The organism is Mycobacterium colombiense, from assembly GCF_003284975.1.
Taxonomy (GTDB): domain Bacteria; phylum Actinomycetota; class Actinomycetes; order Mycobacteriales; family Mycobacteriaceae; genus Mycobacterium; species Mycobacterium europaeum_A.
The window spans coordinates 32,018-58,375 of sequence record NZ_QMEU01000009.1 but is presented as its reverse complement, the minus strand read 5'-3'; the positions used below and the strand labels follow the sequence as shown (position 1 = coordinate 58,375).

3 protein-coding genes are annotated in these 26,358 nt (G+C 66.8%); all 3 read left to right on the top strand.

Features of this window, described 5'->3' with window-relative positions:
* Nucleotides 1–17 precede the first annotated feature (17 nt).
* The 3 genes from DQP58_RS05660 to pks2 all read left to right on the top strand — a co-directional run bounded on the left by DQP58_RS05660 (nt 18) and on the right by pks2 (nt 26,353).
* Entirely contained in the window at nt 18–17,858 is a 17,841-nt protein-coding gene (locus DQP58_RS05660; protein ID WP_112707514.1) for a non-ribosomal peptide synthetase, read from the top strand.
* A gap of 188 nt (nt 17,859–18,046) precedes the next feature.
* Complete coding sequence (locus DQP58_RS05655) at nt 18,047–19,555, top strand: MFS transporter (protein WP_112707513.1); 1,509 nt, start codon at nt 18,047–18,049, stop codon at nt 19,553–19,555.
* Nucleotides 19,556–19,984: 429 nt separating this feature from the next.
* Nucleotides 19,985–26,353: a sulfolipid-1 biosynthesis phthioceranic/hydroxyphthioceranic acid synthase gene (pks2, locus tag DQP58_RS05650; protein ID WP_112707512.1), complete on the top strand. Its 6,369-nt coding sequence runs from the start codon at nt 19,985–19,987 to the stop codon at nt 26,351–26,353.
* Nucleotides 26,354–26,358 lie beyond the last annotated feature (5 nt).

Sequence of the window (26,358 nt, the reverse complement as noted above, 5' to 3'; positions counted from 1 at the left end):
ACCGCGAAGGAAATCCGATGACGATTGATGACCGGGCGCTGCAGGCTGGGCGCGAACAACTGACGGAACCCGACGGTGGCCCATTCCCGCTGACGCGCGGACAGCTAGACATCTGGCTTGCGCAGCAAACGGACCACCAAGGTGCGAGGTGGCAACTGGGCTATCTTCTGCGAATCGAGGGCACGGTCGACCCTTGGTTGCTTGAGCACACGATCCGGCAAGTGGTGCGCGAGGCCGAACCGATTAGAGCCGCCTTCTTCCAGGTGGATGGCCAGGTCTTTCAGCAGGCGGTCGATTACCCGGACGTTGAGCTCGCCTGCTATGAGCACATGGGCTCGCAGGACCCCGTCCAGGAAGCCTATCGGCTGGCAGCCTCGATTCAGAGCACGGTGATGCCGCTTGATGGCCCGCTGTTCAAATTTGCGTTACTGCAAACGCGGCCGGACGAGTTTTATCTTTTCGTGTGCTGCCACCACATAGTGGCGGATGGAATGGGCCTTGCCCTTATTTGCCATCGGATCGGAGAGGTCTACAACGCCCTGGCTTCGGGCGCACCGATTCCCCCCGTCTTCTTTGGATCGCTGAGTGATCTGATTGCGTGCGAGCTGGAATACGAAGCGTCCACCGATTACCTCGATGATGAGGCCTATTGGGCCAAGAACCTGCCGGCGGAAAGCGAACCGCGTTATCGCGCGGCGCCCGCAGCGGGCGCGCGTGAGCCATATGAGGCGTCTCCACCCGTTGAATTAGACCCCGCCGTAGTCGCCGGGATCCAAAAATTGGCGCAGGCGTTGGGCGTGCGCCGCTCTTCGGTGATCGCTGCGGCGTGCGCGCTGCTGGTGGGTGGATGCGACGTCGAAAGCTCCGAGGTGGTGTTCGAATTTCCGGTAAGCAGGCGGGTGCGTCCGGAGACACAGGCGGTGCCCGGCATGATTACCGGGTTCGTCCCACTGGTGTTAAAAGCTTCGCCGGGGTCCTCGGTTGCCAGTTTTTGTGAACATGTCGACACGCGACTGCGAGAAGCGCTGCACCATCAGCGGTTCCCGGTGCACCTCATCGAGAACAGGCGTCTTCGCGGCTCTGCGCGGCGGTCGAATCGCATAATCCTCAATTTCATTCCGACTACAAATCTGGCGAATATCGCTGGTGCCACGGTTTCGGGCACACTGACCCACACCAATCTCGTCGATCAGCTTGGGCTGGACTTTTTCAGCGACCACGATCGGCTTTTTCTCGGCATGCAGCCCGGCGCCACGACGGGTGGGTTCGGGGGCGCCGGACAATGGCTTTCTGACTGTGACGTCCGCGATTTGATCGGGCGGTTGGAGCGGGTGTTGGTGGCGATGACCGCCGACCCGGCCCGGCCGCTGTCATCGGTGGATGTGCTCGGCGCGGGTGAGCATGCCCGGCTGGGGGAAATCGGCAATCGCGCGGTGTTGAGCGAGTCGGCGAGTGTGCCAGTGTCGATCCCGACGCTGTTCGCGACTCATGTGGCCCGGATTCCGGATGCGGTAGCGGTGGTGGGTGAGGGCCAGTCGGTCACTTACCGCGAGCTCGATGAGGCTTCGAATCGGCTGGCGCACATGTTGGCTGGCCGAGGTGCGGGCCCGGGACAGATTGTGGCACTGCTGTTTTCGCGTTCGGCCGAGGCGGTGGCCGCGATCCTGGCTGTGCTCAAGACGGGGGCGGCGTATCTGCCGATCGACCCGGCAGTACCCGATGAGCGGATCGGATTCGTGCTGGCCGATGCCGCACCGATCGCCGCGGTGACTTCCGGTGGGCTGGCCAAGCGGCTCGACAGCCATGACGTGGTGGTCATCGATGTCAACGATCCCGCTGTGGATGCCCAGCCCAGTACCGGATTGACGGGCCCCGAGCCCGCCGATATCGCGTACTTGATCTACACCTCGGGCACCACCGGGGTGCCCAAAGGGGTGGCGCTCACCCATTCCAACGTGACCCAACTGTTGGGGTCGTTGGGCGCGGGCCTGCCGGAGACGGGTACGTGGGCGTTGTGTCACTCGTTGGCTTTCGACGTGTCGGTGTGGGAGATCTTCGGTGCGCTGTTGCGCGGTGGGCGCCTGGTGGTGGTCTCTGAACCGGTGACCAGTTCTCCGCACGAGTTGCATCGGGTTTTGGCGGCCGAGCGGGTCAGCATGTTGACTCAGACGCCGTCTGCGCTCGCGACGTTGCCGGTCGAGGGATTGGAGTCGGTGGCCTTGGCCGTGGTCGGTGAGGCGTGCCCCGTCGAGGTGGTGGATCGGTGGGCGCCTGGTCGGGTGATGGTCAATGCGTACGGCCCGACCGAGACCACGATGTGTGTAGCGATCAGCGCCCCGCTGTCCGCGGGCGCTGGTGTGGTGCCGATCGGCTCGCCGGTCAGTGGGGCCGCACTGTTTGTCCTCGACAGCTGGTTGCGCCCGGTGCCCGCCGGGGTGGTCGGGGAGTTGTATGTGGCCGGCACCGGGGTCGGGGTCGGGTATGTGGGTCGGGCCTCGTTGACCGCCTCGCGGTTTGTGGCCTGCCCGTTCACCGTTGCGTCGGCGCAGCGGATGTATCGGACCGGGGATCTGGTGCGCTGGCGTGCCGATGGGCAGCTGGAGTATCTGGGGCGTGCTGATGAGCAGGTCAAGATCCGCGGCTACCGCATCGAACTGGGCGAGATCCAGAGCGCACTGACCGCCCTCGACGGCGTCGAGCAAGCGGTCGTGATCGCCCGCGAAGACCGCCCCGGCGACAAGCGCCTCATCGGCTATGTCACCGAATCGAGCAGCGGGACAGTCGATCCCGGCGCACTGCGTACCGCGCTGGCCGAGCGATTGCCCGAATACATGGTGCCCGCCGCGGTGGTCGTGCTGGACGCGCTGCCGCTCACGGTCAACGGCAAACTCGATACCCGCGCCCTGCCCGCACCCGAATACCAGAACGCCGGATATCGCGCACCTGCCAGTGCGGTCGAGGAGATCCTGGCCGGTATCTACGCGGACGTGCTGGGCGTCGAGCGTGTCGGGGCGGACGAGTCGTTTTTTGATCTGGGTGGGGATTCGCTGCTGGCGACGCGCCTGATCGCGGTGATCGAAACCAGCCTGCACGCCGAGCTTTCGGTGCGCACGGTGTTCGAGTCGCCCACGGTGGCCCAGTTGGCGCTCCGCGTTTGCGCGGGCGCAAGTCGGCTTGAGCCGTTGGCGGTGGTGGAGCGGCCTGCGGCGGTTCCGCTGTCGTTTGCCCAGCAGCGGTTGTGGTTTATCGACCAATTGCAGGGACCGTCACCGATCTACAACATACCTGCCGCACTGCGGCTGCGTGGACGGCTGGATGCCGAGGCGTTGGGTGCGGCGCTGGCCGATGTGGTGGCCCGCCATGAGACCCTCCGCACGCTGTTTACGGCGCCCACGGGAACACCGCAGCAAGTGGTTATCCCTTCAGAAGAAGTTGATTTCGGTTGGCAGATCATTGATGCCACCGGCTGGTCGCCAGGCCGCCTCAGCGAGGCCGTAAACGCCGCGGCGTGCCACACGTTCGATCTGGCCACCGAGATCCCCTTGCGGGCAAAGCTTTTCCGCGTCGCCGACGACGAACACGTGCTGGTGGCCGTGGTGCACCACATCGCCGCCGACGGCTGGTCGATCACCGCACTGGTGCGTGATATGGGACTGGCTTACGCCAGCCGGTGTGCGGGTCAAGCCCCGGGTTGGGCGCCGTTGCCGGTGCAGTACGTCGATTACACGCTGTGGCAGCGTACGCAGTTGGGTGATGTCGCCGATCGCGAGAGTCCGATCGCTGCGCAGCTGGCCTACTGGGAACAGGAGCTGGCTGGGCTGCCCGAGCGCCTGGCGTTGCCCACTGATCGGCCCTACCCGCCGGTGGCCGATTACCGCGGCGCCAGCGTAATCGTGGACTGGCCGGCCGAGCTCCAAGAGCGGGTGCGCGCGGTGGCACGCGAGCACAACGCGACCAGCTTCATGGTGATCCAGGCCGCCCTGGCCGTACTGCTGGGCAAGCTCAGCGCCAGCAGCGACGTGGCAGTCGGATTCGCGACGGCCGGACGGAGCGACCCAGCGCTCGATGAGCTGGTGGGGTTCTTCATCAACACCCTGGTGCTGCGGGCCGATTTGGCCGGGGACCCCACCGTGGCCGAGTTGCTGGCCCAGGTGCGGTCGCGCAGCGTCGCCGCCTACGAACACCAAGACGTGCCCTTCGAGGTGCTCGTCGATCGACTTAACCCGACCCGAAGCCTGGCCCACCACCCGCTGATACAGGTGGTGTTGGCCTGGCAGAACTTCCCGGGGCACACCAGCGACCCCGCCGCCGGGCTGGACCTGGGTGACCTGAAGGTCACGCGTTTGCCCGTGGACACTCAATCGGCGCGCATGGATCTGACGTTCACCCTCGCGGAACGTTTCACCCAGGCCGGGGACCCCGCCGGAATCGCCGGGGACGTGGAGTTTCGCACCGACGTCTTCGACGCGGCCAGCATCGAGGCGCTGATCGAGCGGTTGCGGCGCGCATTGACGGCCATGATCGCCGACCCCAGCCGACGGTTGTCGTCGGTGGACCTGATGGATGCCGACGAGCACACCCACCTGGACAAGATCGGTAACCGGGGGGCGCTGGCCCGGACGGTGCCAAGCGTGGCGTCGATCCCGGCGGTGTTCGCCGCTCAGGTGGCGCGCACGCCAGAGGCGGCGGCGGTCACCTTCGCAGGCCAGTCGATGACCTACCGCGAGCTCGACGAGGCGTCCAACCGGTTGGCGCACCTGCTGGCCGCCCTGGGCGCCGGCCCGGGACAGAATGTGGCGCTGCTGTTGCCACGGTCGGCCGAGGCGGTCCTGGCGGTAATGGCGGTGCTCAAGACCGGGGCGGCCTATCTGGCGATCGACCCGGCGCATCCGACCGCGCGCATGGAGTTCATGGTTGCCGATGCCGCACCGATCGCCGCGATCACCACCGCAGGACTGGCCGAGCGGTTCGACGGTTGTGGCCTGCCGGTCATCGACGTCGCGGACCCGCGCATCCTCGGCTGCCCGTGCACGGGCCTGCCGGCCCCAGGTCCCGAAGCGATCGCCTACCTGATCTACACCTCGGGCACCACCGGGGTTCCCAAGGGGGTGGCCGTCGCTCACCAGAATGTGATCCGGCTACTGGACTCCTTGAATGCGGACCAACAGCTGGTGGGGCAGGTGTGGACGCAGTGTCACTCGCTGGCCTTCGACTACTCGGTGTGGGAAATCTTCGGTGCGCTGTTGCACGGCGGACGGCTCGTGGTGGTGCCGGAGTCCGTGACATGCTCGCCTGAAGAGCTGCACGCTTTGCTGATTGCCGAACAGGTCAGCGTATTGAGTCAGACGCCGTCGGCGTTTTATGCGCTGCAAACCGCCGATGCGCGGGCACCCGAGTCCGAGCAACGGCTCAAGCTGCAGATGGTGGTGTTCGGTGGCGAGGCGCTCGAACCGCAGCGCCTTGGGACGTGGTTGGACCGCCACCCACGATCACCGCGGCTGATCAACATGTACGGCATCACCGAGACGACGGTGCACGCCTCGTTCCGGGAAATCACCGTCGCCGACGTCGACCGCAGTGTCAGCCCGATCGGCTTGCCGCTGAACCATCTCGGCTTTTTCGTGCTGGACACCGGCTTGCACCCGGTGCCCGTCGGGGTGACCGGGGAGTTGTACGTGGCCGGCGGCGGACTGGCGTACGGATACCTGGGGCGCGCGGGGCTGACGGCGTCGCGGTTTGTGGCGTGCCCGTTCGGCGAGTCCGGCGCGCGGATGTATCGGACCGGGGATCTGGTGAGTTGGGGTCCCGATGGGCAGCTGCGGTATTTGGGGCGCGCCGATGAGCAGGTCAAGATCCGGGGATATCGCATCGAGCTCGGCGAAATCCAGGCGACGCTGGCCGCATTCGACGGGGTGGAGCACGCGGCGGTCATCGCCCGCGAGGACCGCCCCGGCGACAAGCGGCTGGTGGGTTATGTCACCGGAACCGCTGACCCGGCCGAGGTTCGGGCATGGCTGGGTCAGCGGCTTCCGGCCTACATGGTGCCGGCGGCGGTGGTGGTGATCGATGCGCTGCCGCTCACGGTCAACGGCAAGCTGGATACCCGGGCCTTGCCGGCGCCCGAATACGGGGAGGGTGATCGGTACCGCGCCCCGGCTACTCTCACCGAGGAGATCCTGGCCGGCATCTACGCCCAGGTGCTCGGGCTCGACCGGGTCGGGGTCGATGACTCCTTCTTCGACCTGGGCGGGGATTCGCTGTCTGCCATGCGGGTCATCGCCGCCATCAACAAATCCCTGGACGCCGGCCTTGCGGTACGCACGGTGTTCGAGTCGCCCACGATCGCCCAGTTGGCGCCCCGTATCGGCGGGGCCGGGAATGGGCGTAAGCCGCTGGTGGCCGGCGAGCGGCCCACGGTGGTGCCGCTGTCGTATGCCCAGAGCCGGTTGTGGTTCCTCGACCGATTCGAGGGCGGGGTGACGACCTACAACATGCCGACCGCGTTTCGGATCAGCGGGTTGCTGGACGTCGAGGCGCTGGCGGCGGCAATCGATGACGTGATCGCCCGCCACGAGACGCTGCGCACCATATTTCCGGATATCGACGGTGTGCCGTTCCAGCAGGTACTGCCGGCCGAGGCGGGGATGTGGCGTCGCGGGAGCCCGGCAGTCGTGTCGTTGGCGGAGCAGGATCTGGTCGGCGAGCTGGTGGGGCTGGCCGGCCATCGGTTTGACCTGGCAACCGAGATCCCGATTCGGGCGCAGATCTATGCGGTGAGCCCGGAGCAGCATGTCGTGGGAATTGTGGTGCACCACATCGCGTGTGACGGGTGGTCCCTGGCGCCGATGGCCAGAGATATCGGCGAGGCATACCGGGCGCGCCGGCAGGGCCAGACCCTGCAGTTGGCGCCGTTGCCGGTGCAGTACGCCGATTACACGCTCTGGCAACGGGAATGGTTGGGCGTCGAGTCCGATCCCGACAGCGTGATCGCCGGGCAGCTGGCGTACTGGCGGCAGGAGTTGGCCGATCTACCCGAGGTGGCGTCGCTGCCGGCGGACCGGGCGCGCCCGCCGGTGCCGAGCTACCGCGGCGATGCGGTGGACGTGCACCTCGATCCGCGGCTGTGGGCCGGAATCAAGGCGTTGGCGGCTGCGCATAATGCGACCGCCTCGATGGTGTTGCAGGCTGCCATGGCGGTGGTGTTGCACCGGGCCGGGGCCGGCGAAGACCTCGCGATCGGCACCCCGATCGCCGGCCGGATGGATGCGGCGCTCGATGAGCTGGTCGGGTTCTTCGTCAACACGTGGGTGTTGCGGGTGGGTGTGACACCCGCGAACCGGTTCAGCGAGGTGCTCGAGGGCGTGCGTCAGAAGGCGCTGGACGCCTACAGCAACCAGGATCTGCCCTTCGAGCGGCTGGTCGAGCAGCTCAACCCGGTGCGCTCCACGGCGCATCATCCGCTGTTCCAGGTGGCCTTGGCCTTCCAGAACAATGTGCGCCCCGACGTGGCTCTGGACGGGCTCAGCGTCGAGCCACTCGCGGTGGACAGCCGCACCGCCAAGTTCGACCTGGACGTCGATCTGCGGGAGGTGCCCTCCGAGGACCCGACCGCGCCGATGGCCGCCGGCGTCGTGACCTACGCGACCGATCTGTACGACCGGGTCACCATCGAGCGCTTCGTCACGTGGTTTGAGCGGGTGATCGAAGCGGTCGTAGCGGACGCGTCGGTGGTGGTGGGCGACCTGGCGTTGCTGGATCCCGGGGAGCGGGATTTGGTGCTCTCGCGGTGGTCTGGCGCCGGCGTCGAGGCGCCGACGGGAGTAGCGCCGGAGTTGTTGGCAGCGGCGGTGGCCGCCGACCCGGACGCGGTGGCGGTCGTCGATCATGCCCGGAACCTGTCCTATCGCGAACTCGACCAGTCATCGACGCGGCTGGCGCGAGTGCTGATCGAGGCAGGAGTGGGTCCGGAACGCGCCGTCGGCGTGGCGATCGGCCGGTCCACGGAGCTGGTGGTGGCGTGGTGGGCGGTGCAGAAAGCCGGCGGCGTGTATGTGCCGGTCGATCCCACTCACCCCGTCGAGCGGATCACCACGGTGCTGGACACGGTGGACGCGGTGTGCGTCCTGACCCGCGATGCCGACGTCGTGGCCGGGGCCGGGACGCGCGCGGTGCTGCGCATGGACGGCCTGGACCTGTCTGGGCGGTGCGCGGGGGCGATCACCGACGCCGACCGGCTGGCGTCGCTGGGACCGGATAACACCGCCTATGTGATCTTCACGTCGGGGTCCACCGGCACCCCCAAGGGTGTGGCGGTCACCCACGGCGGTCTGCCCGGGGTGGCCGCGGCGCACCGCGAGGTATTCGGCATGGGCGAGCACGCCCGGATGCTGGCGGTGCTCTCCCCGACATTTGACGCCGCGCTCGGCGAGCTATTGGTCGCGGTGGGAGCGCGGGGCGCGTTGGTGGTTGCGCCGCCGGAGGTCTTTGCCGGCGAGGCGCTGACCGCCTTGCTGGAGGAGCATCGGGTCAACGCCGCGGTGATGACCCCGACGCTGCTCTCGACGCTGGATCGAACCCGGCTGGCTGGATTGTCCACGCTGATCGTCGGTGGTGAGGCCTGCCCGGACGAGTTGGTGACCGCGTGGGCGCCGGGGCGGTGCATGTTCAACGGCTATGGTCCCACCGAGGCCACGATCTGGGCCACCACTGCGCCGCTGCTGGCGGGGCAGCCGGTCCGCATCGGCACCCCGCTCCAGGGGATGCGCGCACTGGTGCTCGACGCGCGGCTGAACCCCGCCCCGATCGGGGTGGTCGGTGACCTGTATCTGGGCGGACCGGCGGTGGCGTGCGGCTACCTGGGCCGGGCGGAATTGACCGCGGAACGATTCGTGGCGGATCCCTACGGGCCTGCGGGCGCGCGGCTGTATCGCACCGGCGATCTGGTGCGCTGGGCACCCGACGGAACCCTGGAATATCTCGGCCGTGCCGACGCACAGATCAAGCTGCGTGGACACCGCATCGAACTGGGCGAAATCGAAAACACCTTGCTGGGCTGCCCGCAGGTCACGCGCGCGGCCGCGACCGTGCATGAGAGCAAAACCGGCTCGCATCTGGTCGCCTATGTGACCCTCGAGCAGACCACGACGGCCGAGCACGACGCCGAAACCGTCGAAGCGTGGCAACAGCTGTACGACGAGGCGTATGGCGCTGACGTGGAGGCGCCGGAGTTCGGCATGGACTTCCGCGGCTGGAACAGCAGCTACACCGACGATCCGATTCCGCTCGAAGAGATGGAAGAGTGGCGTTCGGCCACGGTGGATCGGATCCTTCGACTGCATCCCGCGCGGGTGCTGGAGATCGGCGTGGGCTCGGGGCTATTGCTTTCCCAGGTGGCCCCGATGTGTTCCGAGTATTGGGCGACGGACTTCTCCGCGCCGACGATCCGGCGGCTGCAGGCCGCCGTGGCCGGACGGTCGTGGGGCGATCGGGTGCGGTTGCAGGTGCAGCCCGCCGATGTCGCCGCTGGGCTGCCGGAAGGCCACTTCGATCTCGTGGTGCTCAACTCGGTGGTCCAGTACTTCCCGAGCGCGCGGTATCTGACCGACGTGCTGGCGGTGGCGATGCGATTGCTGGCACCGGGCGGGGCACTGTTTATCGGCGATGTGCGCAACCACAGTCTGCAGGGCGCGTTTCAAACCGGGATCGCGCTCGCCCGCAGCGCCACCGACATCGCCGACGCCGACGAGATTCGCCAACGAGTTCAGCGCGCCGTACTCGGCGAAGCCGAATTGTTGCTGGCCCCAGAGTTTTTCACCACCTGGGCTGCTGGCCACCCGTCGACGGCCGGGCTGGATATTGAAGTCAAGCGCGGGATGGCCGACAACGAACTCAACCGCTATCGTTACGACCTCGTCGTCCGTAAATCCCCCGCGCCGGTGCGCTCACTGGCCGGCGCCGACAGCTGGGCGTGGACCCAGTGTGCGGGCCTGGGCGGGCTACGCGACCGGTTGGTGGCGCAGCGTCCCGACACCGTTCGCGTCACCGAGATCCCCCGCGCCGGACTTATCAGCGACGTCCACATCGAACAAGCCCTTGTCGACGGGCTGTCCCTAAAGGACGCACTGGCCCTCGCCGACGGCGCCGATGCCGTTGTCCCCGAACAACTGCACCGTCTTGGGGAGAGCGCCGGATATCACGTCGCCGTCACGTGGGGTGCCCAACCGGGCACCGTGGATGCGGTGTTCATCGCTGCGGCGGACGCTGAGCAGACGTCGGCGCTGACCGATCTGTATCTGCCTGCTGACGGGCCCCACCGGGTCACCGGTTACGCCAACGACCCGCAGACCAACACCAAAATCACCGCGGTGCGTCAGCAATTGAGCGCGTGGTTGCCCGAATACATGGTGCCGACGCATATCGTGGTGCTCGACGAGTTCCCGATGACGACCTCGGGCAAGATCGACCGTAAAGCCTTGCCGGCACCGGTGTTTGCCACCACAGCCTTCCGGGCGCCCCAGACCCAGACCGAAAAAATCCTCGCCGGCATCTATGCCGAGGTGCTCGGGATCGACAAGATCGGAGTCGACGACTCGTTCTTCGACCTGGGTGGGGATTCCCTGTCGGCGATGCGTTTGATCGCCGCGGTGAACACCCGTCTGGATGCCGATGTTTCGGTGCGTGCGGTGTTCGAGGCGCCCACGGTGGCCCAGTTGGCGTCCCATGTCGGTGAGGGCGGGGGCCTGGAGCCGCTGATGCCGGTTGAGCGGCCGGCGGTGGTTCCGTTGTCGTTTGCCCAGAGCCGGTTATGGTTTATCGACCAGTTGCAGGGGCCCTCACCGCTGTACAACGTGGTACTGCCGTTGCGGCTGGCCGGGCCACTTGACGTGGACGCGCTGGGTGCGGCACTGGTTGATGTGGTGGGCCGCCACGAGAGCCTGCGCACCCTGTTCCCGGCGGTCGAGGGGATACCGCGGCAGCTGGTGGTGCCCGCCGCGCAAGCCGACTTCGGTTGGGACGTAGTCGACGCCACCGGCTGGCCGGCAGGCCGGCTGCAGGAGGCTATCCGCGCCACGGTGAGCTACGGATTTGACCTGGCCGCCGAAATCCCTTTGCGGGCAAAACTTTTCCGCATTGCCGAGGATGAACACGTGGTGGTGGCGGTGGTGCACGAGATCGCCGCCGATGGTTGGTCGACGACCCGGCTGGTGCGCGACCTAGGGGTGGCCTATGCCAGCCGGTGCGAGGGGCAACCCCCGGGCTGGGCGCCATTGCCGGTGCAGTACGTCGATTACACGCTGTGGCAACGCGCGCAGTTCGGCGATCTCGATGACACTGAAAGCCGCATCGCCGCGCAGGTGGCCTACTGGGAGCAGGCGTTGGCCGGGATGCCCGAGCGGCTGCAGCTGCCCACCGATCGGCCCTACCCGGCGGTGGCCGATCAGCGCGGCGCCAGGGTGGCGGTGCAGTGGCCGGCGCTGTTGCAGCAGCAGGTTGCCCGAGTGGGCCGCGAGCACAACGCAACCGGTTTCATGGTCACGCAGGCCGCCCTCGCTGTGGTGCTGTCCAAGCTCAGCGCCAGCAGCGATGTGGCAGTGGGATTCCCGATCGCCGGGCGCCGCGATCCCGCACTGGATGAGCTGGTGGGCTTTTTCGTCAACACCCTGGTGCTGCGCGTCGATCTCACCGGCGATCCGACCGTGGCGGAGCTGCTGGCCCAGGTGCGGGCACGCAGCCTGGCCGCCTACGAGCACCAAGACGTGCCCTTCGAGGTGCTCGTCGAGCGGCTCAACCCCGCGCGGTCGCTGGCCCATCACCCGCTGGTTCAGGTGGTGTTCGCCTGGAACAACTTCCCCGGGCAGATCGATGTCCCCGCGACCGGGCTGAATTTGGGCGATCTTCAGGTCACGCCGCTGGTCGGTGATACCCAAACCGCGAAGATGGATGTGGTCTTCTTCCTCAAAGAGTGCTGGACCGAGGCCGGTGAGCCCGCCGGGATTTCCGGGACGGTCGAATATCGCACCGACGTGTTCGACGCGGCCAGCATCGAGGCGTTGATCGAGCGGTTGGAGCGGGTGTTGGTGGCCATGACCGCCGATCCCACCCGGCGGCTGTCGTCGGTGGATTTGCTCGGCGAGGGTGAGCATGCCCGATTGGATCAAATCGGTAACCGGGCGGCGTTGACCCGACCCGCACTGCCGCGGGTGTCGATCCCGGTGTTGTTCGCCGCGCAGGTGACTCGCGCACCGGAGGCGGTGGCGGTGACGTGTGCAGGCCGCTCTATGACCTACCGCGAGCTTGATGAGTCGTCGAACCGGCTGGCGCACTTCTTGCTAGCCGAAGGAGTGGGCGCGGGGACGCCTGTAGCGCTGCTGCTTTCCCGGTCGATGGAGGCGGTCGTGGCGATTCTGGCGGTGCTCAAGGCCGGGGCGGCGTATCTGCCGATCGACCCGGCGGCGCCGGCGGAGCGGATCGGATTCCTGCTCGACGACGCTCAGCCGATCGCGGCGATCACCACGGCGGACCTGCGGGTGCGTCTCGACGAGCGTCAGCTGCTGGTCATCGATGTCGACGATCCCCGCGTGGACATCTACCCGAGCACGGGTGTGCCGGGGCCGGCCCCCGACGACATCGCCTATTTGATCTACACCTCGGGCACCACCGGGGTGCCGAAGGGAGTGGCGATCACCCATCACAACCTCACCCAGCACGTGGAGTCATTGAACGCCGGCCTGCCGACCGGACGAGTGTGGACGCAGTGCCATCCCTATGTCTTTGACTTCTCGGTGTGGGAGATCTGGGGCGCGTTGTTGCACGGTGGGCGCCTAGTGGTGGTGCCCGAGTCGGTGACGAGTTCCCCGGAAGAGTTTCATGCCCTGATGGTGGCGGAGCAGGTCAGCGTGTTGACCCAGACACCGTCGGCGGTGGCGGCGTTGCCGGTTGAGGGATTGGAGTCGGTGGCGCTGCTGGTGGGTGGTGAGGCCTGCTCGGCCGAGGTGGTGGATCGCTGGGCGCCGGGGCGGGTGATGGTCAATGCCTATGGCCCGACCGAGGTCACGATTTATGCCGCGATGAGCGCGCCGCTGGCGGCGGGTTCGGGTGTGGTGCCGATCGGCGCGCCGGTGTCAGGGGCGGCGTTGTTTGTGCTGGATGCCTGGCTGCGGCCGGTTCCGGTGGGAGTCGTCGGGGAGTTGTACGTGGCCGGTGGGGGGCTGGCGAACGGATATGTGGGCCGGTCTTCGTTGACCGGGTCGCGGTTTGTGGCGTGCCCGTTCGGGGCGCCGGGGCAGCGGATGTATCGCACCGGAGATTTGGTGTGGTGGGGTGCTGATGAGCAGCTGCGCTATTTGGGACGTGCTGATGAGCAGGTCAAGATCCGCGGGTATCGCATCGAACTGGGGGAGGTCCAGGCGGCTCTGGCAGCGCTGGACGGGGTGCAGCAGGCGGTCGTGGTAGCCCGCGAGGACCGCCCGGGCGACAAACGCCTGGTCGGCTATGTCACCGGGACGGCCAGCCCGGCCGAGCTACGCACCGCGCTGGGCGAACGGTTGCCGGAGTATATGGTGCCGGCCGCGGTCGTGGTGTTGGCGGCGCTGCCGCTCACGCCCAATGGCAAACTCGATACCCGCGCCCTGCCGGCGCCGGCGTATCAGAACGCCGGTTATCGCGCTCCGGCCAGCCCGGTCGAGGAGATCTTGGCCGGCGTGTTCGCCGAGGTGTTGGGGACCGACGAGGTCGGTGTCGATGACTCGTTCTTCGATTCGGGTGGGGATTCGTTGTTGGCGATGCGTCTGGTCGCCGCGATCGAGACGGGTTTGGGCGCCGAGTTGTCGGTGCGCACGGTGTTCGAGGCGCCAACGGTGGCCCAGTTGGCGTTGCGTGTGGGTGTCGACGGGGCTCGGCGCGAGCCGTTGGTGGCCCTCGAGCGGCCTGCGGTGGTGCCGTTGTCGTTTGCCCAGCAGCGGTTGTGGTTCATCGATCAATTGCTGGGGCCGTCACCCGTCTACAACATGGCTGCGGCGTTGCGGCTCAGTGGGCGCCTGGATGCAGATGCGTTGGGGGCGGCCCTGGCCGATGTGGTGGCTCGCCAGCAAAGCCTGCGCACCTTGTTCCCCGCGGTCGACGGGACACCACGCCAGGTAGTGATCCCTGCCGAGCGGGCCGACTTCGGCTGGCAGGTCGTCGATGCCACCGGCTGGTCGGCGGATCGGCTGCAGGATGCCATCGACCCCACGGTGCGGCACTCGTTTGAGTTGGCCACCGAGATCCCTTTGCGGGCAAAGCTTTTCCGCGTCGCTGAGGACGAGCACGTGCTGGTGGCCGTGATGCACCATATCGCCGGCGACGGCTTGTCGATGGCCCCCCTGGTGGCTGATTTGGGGGTGGCCTATGCCAGCCGGTGTGCGGGGCGGGCGCCGGGTTGGGCGCCGTTGGCGGTGCAGTATGTCGATTACACGTTGTGGCAGCGCGCACAGCTCGGGGACGTGGCCGATGCCGACAGCCCGATTGCTGCGCAGCTGGCTTATTGGGAACAGGAACTGGCCGGGCTGCCCGAACGCCTGGCATTGCCCACCGATCGGCCCTACCCGCCGGTGGCCGATTACCGCGGCGCCAGTGTGATGGTGGACTGGCCCGCCGAGCTGCAGCAGCAGATTCGTCGGGTCGCTCGCGAGCACAACGCGACGAGCTTCATGGTGATTCAGGCCGCCCTGGCGGTGCTGCTGGCCAAGCTCAGCACCAGCAATGATGTGGCGGTCGGGTTCGCGATCGCCGGGCGTGACGATCCCGCGCTCGATGAGCTGGTGGGATTCTTCGTCAATACCTTGGTGCTGCGGGTCGATTTGTCGGGTGATCCCAGCTTCACCGAAGCCCTCGACCAGGTGCGCGCCCGCAGCCTGGCCGCCTACGAGCACCAGGATGTGCCCTTCGAGTTACTCGTCGAGCGGCTCAACCCCACCCGCAGCCTGGCCCATCACCCGCTGGTGCAGGTGGCGCTGGCCTGGCAAAACTTCGCCGGGCCCGACAATGACCTGGCCGCTGGGCTTGCTTTGGGTGATTTGCAGGTCACGCCGCTATCGGCGGACACGCGGGTCGCCCGCATGGATCTGACATTCACGCTGGCCGAACGTTTCGCCGAGGCCGGCCAGCCGGCCGGGATCGGCGGGTCGGTGGAGTATCGCACCGACGTGTTCGATGCGGCCAGCATCGAGGCGTTGATCGAGCGGTTGCGCCGAGTGTTGGCGGCCGTGAGTGCCGACCCCAGCCGGCAGTTGTCAGCGGTCGATCTGCTCGACGAGCGTGAGCACGCCCACCTCGACGGGATCGGCAACCGGGCCGCGTTGACCGCGGCGCAGTCCACCGCGGTGTCGATTCCGACGCTGTTCGCTGCGCAGGTGGCGCGTACGCCCGAGGCGGTGGCGATCACCTGCGACGGCGACTCGATGACCTACCGAGACCTCGACCACGCAGCTGACCGGTTGGCGCATCTGCTGGCCGGCCACGGGGCGGGCCCGGGACAGACTGTGGCACTGCTGTTTTCCCGTTGCACCGAGGCGATCGTGGCGATCCTGGCGGTGCTCAAGACCGGGGCGGCCTACCTGCCGATCGACCCCGCGCATCCCGACGCGCGAATCGAATTCATCCTGGCCGATGTCGCGCCGATCGCCGCGCTCACTACCACCGAGCTCACCGATCGGTTCGGTGAGTACTCGTGCGACTTGGTGGTCATCGACGTCAACGACCCCGGCATCAACAGCTACCCGTGCACCGACCTGTCCGCGCCGGCGCCCGACGACATCGCCTACCTCATCTACACCTCTGGCACCACCGGTGTGCCCAAAGGCGTTGCCATCACCCACCACAACGTCACCCAGATGTTCGGGCCGCCGGATATCCACCTGCCGGCAGGGCCGTCGACGCTGGGGCATTCCTTGGCCTTCGACGCCTCGGTCGAAGAGATGTGGCGTACGTTGCTGCATGGGGGACGGCTGGTGGTGGTGCCCGAGTCGGTGACACGCTCGGCCGAAGACTTGCATGCCTTGCTCGTCGCCGAACAGGTCAGTGTGTCGAGTCAGTCGCCGTCTCCGCTGGCGATGCTCTCCCCTGAGGGCTTGGAGTCGATGGCGTTACTGGTGGCCGGTGAGGCCTGCCCGGCCGAGGTGGTGGATCAGTGGGCGCCGGGGCGGCTGATGGTCAATGAATACGGCCCGACCGAGACCACGGTGTGTGCCTCCAGGAGTGCGCCGTTGGTCGCCGGTTCAGGTGCGCCGCCGATCGGCTCACCGCTCCCAGGTGCCGCGTTGTTCGTGCTGGATCAGTGGGCGCGTCCGGTGCCGGTCGGGGTGGTCGGGGAGTTGTATGTGGCCGGTGTCGGAGTCGGGGTCGGCTATATGTTCCGCGCGGGATTGACCGCATCGCGGTTTGTTGCCTGCCCGTTCGGGGCACCGGGGACACGGATGTATCGCACCGGAGACCTGGTGAAGTGGGGCCCCGACGGGCAACTGCAGTACCTGGGCCGCGCCGACGAGCAAGTCAAAATCCGGGGTTACCGCATCGAACTCGGAGAAGTCCGCGCCGCCCTGGCCGCAATCGACGGGGTAGATCAAGCGGCGGTGATCGCGCGCGAGGACCGCCCCGGTGACAAACGCCTGATCGGCTACATCACCGGCACCGCAGATCCGGTCGACACCCGCACAAAGCTCATGCAGCGACTCCCGGGCTACATGGTGCCCGCCGCAGTCGTGGTGCTTGACGCACTGCCCCTGACGGGCAACGGCAAACTTGACACCCGCGCCCTGCCGGCGCCGGAATACCAACGGGGCGATCGCTATTGCGCCCCAACCACCCCCACCGAGGAGATCATGGCCGGCATTTACGCCCAAATACTCGGCCTCGAACGGGTCGGGGTCGACGACTCCTTCTTCGATTTGGGCGGGGATTCGCTGTCGGCGATGCGCCTGATCGCCGCGATCAACACCAGCCTGGACGCCAACCTCGCGGTGCGCACACTATTCCTGGCGCCGTCCGTGAGAAGCTTGAGCCAGCAATTGGACCAAGATACCGCCGAAGTGGAACTGGTCCCCGTTGAGTTCCTCAAACAGGGCGCGGGCCGCCCGCTGTTCTGCATCCATCCCGCGGGCGGGCTGGTCTGGCCGTATTACGCTCTGGGTGATTACTTGGACTGCCCGATCATTGGCATTCAACAAACCCCGCAAAATGGCGAGGCCGAACCTGAGTCGATCCGCGAGATGGCGGTAACCTACGCCGACCGGATCCAAGGGGTTGATCCAACCGGGCCCTACAACCTTCTCGGCTGGTCGTTTGGCGGCATTGTCGCGCATGAAATTGCCATCGAGCTGCAGCGGCGCGGATGCGTAATCGCACACCTCGTCCTTCTCGACGCTTTACTCGTCACCGACAGCGGCGTCGACCTGCCGAATGTGGGCGAACAGGACGTGCTAGAAGAGGTCTTGCGACTGTGTCGTATAGATGTTCCCGAACAGAACGAGCCGCTCACCGTTGAACGGGTGGAAGCGCTCCTTCGCGAACAAGGAATCGTCGAATTTGCTCGGTACAAGCAACTTGTGGATTTCGGTGTTCAGAACATCAACCGTAACCAGGCATTGGCTCAAGTCCACGAACCCGGCGTCTTCGATGGGGATATAACCCTATTCTCCGCTATGCGGGATAAGGGCGATCGGGGCTCGTGTCCTACGCAAAGTTGGCGACCCTACGTTTCTGGTGACATCAACAGCTACCCGATCGAATGCGCGCACCTGGAAATGTTGACTGCCGAATCACTCTTCCAGTACGGACCACACATCAAAGCCCTGATGGAAACCGAGCCTGCGCGCATAGATTAAACGCACCAAAAGCGCCTTGAACGCACCTGGGCAATATCGACATCACACTCACGAAAGAGCTGGGTTCCATGCGAAAAGTCGAGAAGGGTCTGTTTGGTCGCGACGCGGTGAGTGATACCCAGACGCAGGGATTCGCTCTCCGAACGCGCATTTGGCGCTATGGCGACGCGGCGAAGTAGCGGTTCAAGATGTCCGTCGAACCGACCACATTGCACCATACGAAGCGGCGCTTTCCGGCTCTGCTGCGGTCTCGCCGGTTCGTCGCCGTAGTTGTCGCGATCGGCGGCATACAGCTGATGGTGTCGATGGACGGCCCCGTCGCGATCTTTGCGCTGCCCAGGATCCAGAACGAGCTCGGCTTATCGGATGCCGCGCGGAGTTGGGTGATCACCGCCTACATGCTGACCTTTGGTGGTCTGATGCTGCTGGGCGGCCGCCTGGGTGACGCTATCGGCCGCAAGCGTGCTTTCATCGGCGGGGTCGCGCTGTTCACTTTCGCCTCGATGCTGTGCGGCGTCGCCTGGGATGGGGGCGTGCTGATATCAGCACGGCTGCTGCACGGCGGGGCCGCCGCAATCACCACACCGACGATTTTGGCGCTGATAGCGACCACTTTCCCGACGGGGCCGCAACGTAACTTTACGACGGCGGTGTTCGGCGCGACGTCTGGTCTCGGTGGGGTGCTGGGCCTGGTGGTGGGCGGGGCGCTCACCGACATGTCGTGGCGCCTGGCGTTTTTGGTGAACGTGCCGATCGGGCTGGCCGTGATCTACCTCGCCGTCAACACGTTGCCGGAAACCCAGAAGGAGCGGTTGAAGCTCGACATCGCGGGGGCTGTGCTGGCCACCTTCACCTGTACCGCCGCAGTGTTCGCCCTCTCGATCGGCCCGGAGAAGGGGTGGTTGTCGGCCGTCACGCTCGGTTCGGGCGTGGTGGCTCTGGCCGCTTTCGTGGCGTTCCTCGTCGTGGAGCGCAGGGCCGAGAACCCCCTCGTGCCGGTCAGCCTGTTCTTCGACCGCAACCGGATGGCCACATTCGCATCCATGTTCCTTGCCGGCGGGATATTTTTCACCCTGACCGTGGTGGTCGGCCTGTATGTGCAGACCATCATGGGCTACAGTCCGCTGCGCGCCGGCATCGCCTTCGTCCCGTTCGGCATCGCGATGGCCATCGGGGTGGCCGTGGCGTCGAAGCTGGTGACCTGGTTCCCGCCCCGGGTGGTCGTAATCGCCAGCTGCGGCCTCATTCTGGGCGCGGCGCTATACGGATCGACCTTCAACCGCGGCACGCCGTACTTCCCGAATCTTGTGTTGCCGCTCGTCATTGGCGCTATCGGCATCGGGGCGGTCTTCGTCTCGCTCACGCTATCGGTGATCGCCTCCGTCGATTCGGACCGGATCGGGCCCACGTCGGCGATTTCGATGATGCTGCAGACCTTGGGTGGACCGCTGGTGCTGGTCGTCATCCAGGTCGCCATCACCTCGCGCACGCTGCGCCTCGGCGGCACCCTCGGTCCGGTGACGTTCATGAATGCCGCCCAGTTGCATGCGCTGGACCGCGGCTACACCTACGGCCTGTTGTGGTTGGCCGGGGTGGTCGTGCTACTGGGTGGGGTGGCGCTGCTAATCGGGTACACCGCGGCGCAGGTAGCTCGCGCGCAGGAGGTCAAGGGGGCCCTCGATGCCGGGGAGCTTTAGCTAGTCGTCGTCGGTACGTCTGCTGGACGCCGAGCGGGCCGGTCGCGGTACGGCCCTCTCGGGCAGCCCGCCGCGCAATATCCCATGCTCGTAGATGTACGAAAAGCGCTGTCGCAGAATATAATCCATGCAAGCTGGCTGATTTTCGGTTGCGTAATTTACTGCCGGTGCCGGAGCCACCACTCTGTCGTCTTGCGTCTACCACTCTATGTATGAGTCCTGACTACGCTACCGACTTGATAAGCCTGACAACAGGATTGAAAGCCACGACGCTCGGGGCATGCACTTCGTCGAGGCCCTTTCCGGGCGCAGCCCTAGCGCGCGAGGTCGGTTGCAGCGAGCGCACCGACCCATTACCCCGTTCGACCACAACACCGACGGCACCCCGGCGACTGACAAGCCACTCGGTCGTTGCCGCAAGGAGGCGAAATGACTGCCCACCTGATCGACGACGCCATGCAGCGCTCGCCTTCGACCGTCTCGTCACCCCCGACGGCCACCACGACTGTCACTCCTGTTGCGGTGATCGGAATGGCGTGTCGGCTTCCCGGCGGCATCGACTCGCCGGATCAGTTGTGGGAAGCGTTGTTACGCGGCGATGACCTGGTCACCGAAATCCCGCCCGATCGCTGGGATGCCGACGAGTACTACGACCCGGAACCCGGTGTGCCGGGCCGGTCGGTATCGCGGTGGGGCGCCTTCATCGACGACGTCGCCGGTTTCGATCCCGAGTTCTTCGGGATCAACGAGCGGGAAGCGACGGCGATGGATCCGCAGCACCGGTTGCTGCTGGAGACCTCTTGGGAGGCCATGGAACACGCCGGTCTCACGCGGGAGCGCATCGCTGACTCACTGACCGGTGTGTTCCTGGGGCTGACGCATGGCGACTACCAATTGCTGGCCGCCGACGCGAACTCCGTGGAGGGGGCATATGGCTTCTCCGGCAACAGCTTCAGCCTGGCTTCCGGGCGCATCGCCTATGCCTTGGGAGTCCATGGTCCCGCATTGACGGTGGACACGGCGTGTTCTTCCGGCCTGACGGCGATACACCTGGCGTGCCGCAGCCTGCACGAGCGTGAAAGCGACCTCGCCCTGGCCGGCGGGGCCACGTTGGCGTTGGATCCGCGGAAATTCTCGGCCGGGTCGGCCGAGGGCATGCTGTCACCGACCGGATGCTGCCACGCCTTCGACGTCGCGGCGGACGGGTTCGTGGGCGGGGAGGGCAGCGTCATGCTGCTGCTCAAGCGGTTGGCGGACGCGCAACGCGACGGGGACCGAGTCCTGGCGGTGCTGCGTGGGACCGCTGCTAACCAGGACGGGCACACCGTGAACATCGCGACACCATCGGAGACCGCCCAGACGGCGGTGTATCAGGCGGCGTTAGCCGCCGCGGGCGTGGACGCCGACACGGTCGGCATGGTCGAGGCCCACGGCCCCGGCACCCCGGTGGGTGACCCGATCGAATACGCCAGTTTGGCCAACGTCTATGGCGTCGACGGCCCCTGCGCGCTGGCGTCGGTGAAGACCAATTTCGGGCATACCCAAGCGGCCTCCGGAGCACTCGGGCTGCTAAAGGCCATCCTCGCCCTGCAACACGGTGTGGTTCCCCGGAATCTGCACTTCACCCGGCTGCCCGATGACCTTGCCCGGATAGATACGAAGCTGTTTGTGCCGCAAGAGAATACACCGTGGGTCACGAACGGCCATCACCCGCGGCGGGCGGCGGTCTCGTCGTACGGGCTGTCGGGAACCAACGTGCACGCCATCGTGGAACAAGCAGCTGAACAGGTTCTCGAAGCCGCTGTGCCGGAGGGTGTCTCGCCCGAAGCTTCGGCGACGGCGTCTCTGCTGTTTCCACTGTCGTCCACCTCGGCCGATGAACTGCGCCGCACCGCCGGCCGGCTGGCCGATTGGGTGCGAGCACATGACGACCTAGCGTTGCCCGACCTTGCCTATACCCTGGCGCGCCGGCGCGCGCACCGCCCGGTACGCACCGCCGCCATAGCCGGCAACCGGCTCGAGCTCGCAGAGGCCCTGCGCGAAATTGCCGACGGCGACACTCCGTATCCGGCCGCGGTCGGACAGGACGACCGCGGACCGGTATGGGTGTTCTCCGGGCAGGGTTCGCAGTGGGCGGCGATGGGCGCCGACCTGTTGGCGAACGAACCGGTGTTCGCCGCCACCGTCGCGCAAGCCGAGCCGCTGATCGCCCGGGAGTCCGGATTCTCGGTGACCAACGCGATCTCGGCGCCGCAGACCGTGACCGGTCAAGACCGGGTCCAACCGACGCTGTTCACCATGCAGGTCGCCCTGGCCGCCACGATGAAGGCCTACGGGGTGCGCCCGGGGGCGGTCATCGGGCACTCCCTCGGTGAGGCCGCGGCGGCTGTCGCCGCGGGCGCGTTATCGCTGGAAGACGGGGTGCGCGTGATCTGCCGGCGCTCGCGGCTGATGTCCCGCGTCGCCGGTGCCGGTGCCACGGCTTCGGTGGAATTGCCTGCGCAGCAGGTGCTTTCGGAACTGACGGCACGCGGTATCAACGATGTGGTGGTGGCGGTCGTGGCCTCGCCGCAGTCCACGGTGATCGCCGGCGCCGCGCAAACGGTTCACGACCTGGTCGCGGCCTGGGAGCAGCGCGACGTGATGGCGCGCGAGGTTCCCACCGATGTCGCCTTCCATTCGCCTCAGGTCGATCCGATCATGGACGAGTTGATCGACGTGCTCGCCGACATCAGCCCGATGACGCCGCAAGTGCCCTTCTACTCGGCGACCCTGTTCGATCCGCGGGAGCAGCCGGTGTGCGATGCCCGCTATTGGGCGAACAACATGCGCCGTATGGTGCGATTCGCCACGGCTGTGCAGGCAGCTCTCGAGGACGGCTACCGGGTCTTTGCCGAGCTGTCGCCGCACCCGCTACTGGTCCGCGCCCTCGAGCAGACCGCCCGCAATCGCGAGATGCCCATGGCCGCTCTGGCCGGTATGCGCCGCGAACAGAAGCTTCCGCACGGCCTGCGTGGGTTTGTGGCGGACCTGCACACCGCGGGCGCGGCGGTCGATTTCTCGGTGCTCTACCCGAGCGGGCGGCTGGTCGACGCGCCGCTGCCGACGTGGACGCACCGGCGGCTGTGGTTGAGCGGCGGGGGCCAGGAATCCCCGACACACGGTGGTTGCTCCGTTGCAGTGCACCCGCTGCTGGGGCCGCATGTGCGCTTGGACGAGGAACCGGAACGTCACGTCTGGCAGGCCGAGGTCGGCACCGCCGCCCAACCCTGGCTCGCGGACCACCGGCTTCGAGACGTGCCCATGCTGCCGGGAGCCGCTTACTGCGAGATGGCGCTGGCGGCGGCGCGTACCGTGCTGGGCGAGGCAGCCGAGGTTCGTGACATCCGCTTCGAGCAGGCGCTCCTGCTGGACGAGCTGACCACGATCGGCGCCTCGGGGTCGTTGTCCTCGCCGGGCGTTGTCGACTTCACCGTGGAGTCACATCAGGGCGCCGAAAAGGCGCGACATGCTTCCGCCGTCCTCCACGTCGCGGAGGACGAGCAGCCACGTGCGCACGACATGTCCGCACTACTCGCGGCGCATCCGGGTTGTGATGACGGCGCAGAAGTGCGCAAGCGCATGGACGAGAGGGGCGTCCACTACGGTCCCGCGTTCGCCGGTCTCGGCGCGGTACACACCGGCGACGGGGCGACGGGCACCGTGCTGGCCGAGGTGGCGCTACCCCGCCAAATCCGCTCGCAGCAAGCGGCTTACGGCGTGCACCCCGCACTGCTGGACGCGTGTTTTCAGTCCGTGGAGGCTCATCCGGACGTTCAGGCCCTGGGCGAAGGCGCGCTCGGATTGGTATTGAGTATTCGCCTACTGCGCGCCTACGGCGCCGCCCGCAACGTCCATTACTGCTACACACGGGTGACGAAAGCCGATACCTCCGGGGTCGAGGCGGACATCGACCTGCTCGACGAACACGGGGCGGTCCTGGTCACCGTGCAGGGGCTGCGTGTGGGCACCAGCGCATCGGGCAGCGGCAATGACGATCGACTGCTGGCCGAGCGGCTGATGACCATCGAATGGCGGCAACGAGAATTGCCCGAGCTGGACCACACCGACGCCGGAAGCTGGCTACTGATCGGCACCAGCGCCACCGCCGACGTGGTGGCCAGCACATTGGCCGACGCCCTGAAGAACCATGGGGTGCAGTGCACCACCATGTCCTGGCCGCAGCAGGCCGACCACACCTCCAACTCCGAGCAACTTGGAAACCGTTTGCGTGCCGGTGAATTCACCGGCGTGGCGATCCTCACCGGACCGAAAAACGGTAACCCTGACGAGCGGAGTGCGCAGCTGGGCCGGGACTATGTGCAACATCTGGTGCGCATTGCCCGTGAATTGGCGGATCTTCCGGGCGAACCGCCGCGCTTATATGTCGTGACCCGCAACGCCCAAACCGTGGTGTCCAACGACGTGCCCAACCTCGAGCAGGCCGGGCTGCGGGGCCTGGTCCGGGTGATCGGCATGGAGCACCCACACCTGGGCGCCAGCCAGATCGACGTCGACGAGGCCACCGACGCCGACCAGCTGGCACGCCAACTTCTCGGCGGGTTGGAGGAGGACGAGACCGCCTGGCGGAATGGCGCGTGGTACACCGCGCGGTTGTGCCCCGCCCCACTGCTCCCCGAGGAGCGGCAAACCGTCGTCGCAGACCGCGAGCGGGACGGGATACGCCTGCAGATCCGTACGCCGGGTGATCTGGAGTCACTCGAACTCGTTGCCAGCGACCGCATTCCACCCGGGCCAGGACAGATCGAGGTGGCGGTCAGCGCGTCCAGCATCAACTTTGCCGACGTGCTCGTTGCGTTCGGCCGTTACCCCGCCTTCGAGGGGCGGCTGCCGCAGCTGGGCACCGACTTCGCCGGCGTGGTGACCGCCGTCGGGCCGGACGTGACCGACCACAAGGTGGGCGATCATGTTGGGGGACTGAGCGCCAATGGTTGTTGGGGTAACTTCCTCACCTGCGAAGCGCGCCTGGCTGTCACGCTGCCGGTCGGCCTGACCGATCACCAGGCCGCGGCGGTGACCACCGCGCACGCCACCGCCTATTACGGCCTGCACGACCTGGCCCGCATCAGTGCCGGTGATCGGGTGCTGATCCACTCCGCGACCGGTGGGGTAGGACAGGCGGCGATCGCCATCGCGCGGGCTGCGAACGCCGAGATCTTCGCCACAGCCGGTAGCGAGCAACGTCGACAATTATTGCGCGACATGGGAATCGAGCATGTCTACGATTCGCGAAGCGTAGAGTTCGCCGACCTGATACGCCGGGACACCGACGGTTATGGCGTGGACATCGTGCTCAACTCGGTCATCGGGGCCGCCCAGCGCGCGGGCGTCGAATTGCTCGCGTTCGGTGGGCGATTCGTCGAGATCGGCAAACGCGACATCTACGGCGATACCCGATTGGGGCTCTTCCCGTTCCGGCGCAACCTGACGTTCTACGCCCTCGACCTGGCGTTGATGTCGTTCAGTCATCCGGACCGGCTGCGTGACTTGCTGAGCACCGTGTACCGGCTCACCGCGGACGGTACGTTGCCGATGCCTGAAACCAGGCACTACGCGCTTGCCGATGCCGCCACGGCGATTCGGGTGATGAGCGGCGCGCAACACACCGGCAAACTCGTGCTCGATATCCCGCACAGCGGCCGCAGCCGCGTGATGGTGCCGCCGGCGCAGGTCGGGGTCTTCCGCAGCGACGGCGCCTACATTGTCACCGGTGGACTAGGTGGCCTGGGGCTGTTTCTGGCCGACAAGATGGCTTCGCCTGGTTCGGAGGCCGGCTGCGGGCGTATCGTGCTGTCCTCGCGCTCCCAGCCAACTCCCGAGGCGTGGGCGATGATCGAGCGCATCCGCGGGGCGGGTGCCGATGTCGTCGTCGAGTGCGGCGACATAGCCGAGGCCGGCACGGCTCAGCGGTTGGTGGCCGCGGCAACCGCCACCGGGCTTCCGGTGCGCGGTGTGCTGCATCTGGCGGCGGTGATCGAGGATGCCACGCTGACCAACATTACGGATGATCTCATCGAACATGACTGGGCCCCAAAGGTTTATGGTGCATGGAATCTGCACACCGCCACCGCTTCGCAGCCGTTGGACTGGTTCTGCTCGTTCTCCTCGGCCGCCGCGCTGGTGGGGTCACCCGGGCAAGGTGCCTACGCCGCGGCAAACAGCTGGCTGGACGCCTTCACCCGCTGGCGGCGGGCTCGCGGTCTGCCTGCCACCGCGATCGCCTGGGGCGCGTGGGGGCAAATTGGACGTGGCACCGCCTTGGCCGAAGGCGCCGACGCCGCGATCGCTCCCGACGAAGGCGCTTATGCGTTCGATGCGCTGCTGCGCCACGACCGTGCCTGCACCGGCTATGCCCCGTTGACGAACACACCGTGGTTGGCCGCGTTCGCCGAGCGCAGTCCGTTCGCCGAAGCGTTCCGCTCCGAGGGACAAAGTTCAACGGGCACAAGCAAACTGCGTGCCGAGCTCAATGAGCTGGCCCCGGACGAATGGCCTATCCGGCTGCGGCGCCTGATCTCTGACCAGGTCAGCCTGATCCTGCGTCGCAACGTCGATCCCGACCGTCCGCTTTCCGAGTACGGGCTCGACTCGCTGGGTGGCCTCGAACTGCTTACCCGCATCCAGACCGAAACGGGCGTACGGGTGACGCCCGCCGACATCGCAAAGATTGGCACGATCCGCGGCTTAGCCGAATTGCTGCGCGACAAGCTGGTTCCCGCGGACGCCGCCTCAAGCTGAGAGGG

What these genes read in the sequence shown, in the direction of transcription:
- DQP58_RS05660 (WP_112707514.1), top strand. Translation starts at nt 18, where the DNA reads ATGACGATTGATGACCGGGCGCTGCAGGCTGGGCGCGAACAACTGACG.
- DQP58_RS05655 (WP_112707513.1), top strand. Translation starts at nt 18,047, where the DNA reads ATGTCCGTCGAACCGACCACATTGCACCATACGAAGCGGCGCTTTCCG.
- pks2 (WP_112707512.1), top strand. Translation starts at nt 19,985, where the DNA reads ATGACTGCCCACCTGATCGACGACGCCATGCAGCGCTCGCCTTCGACC.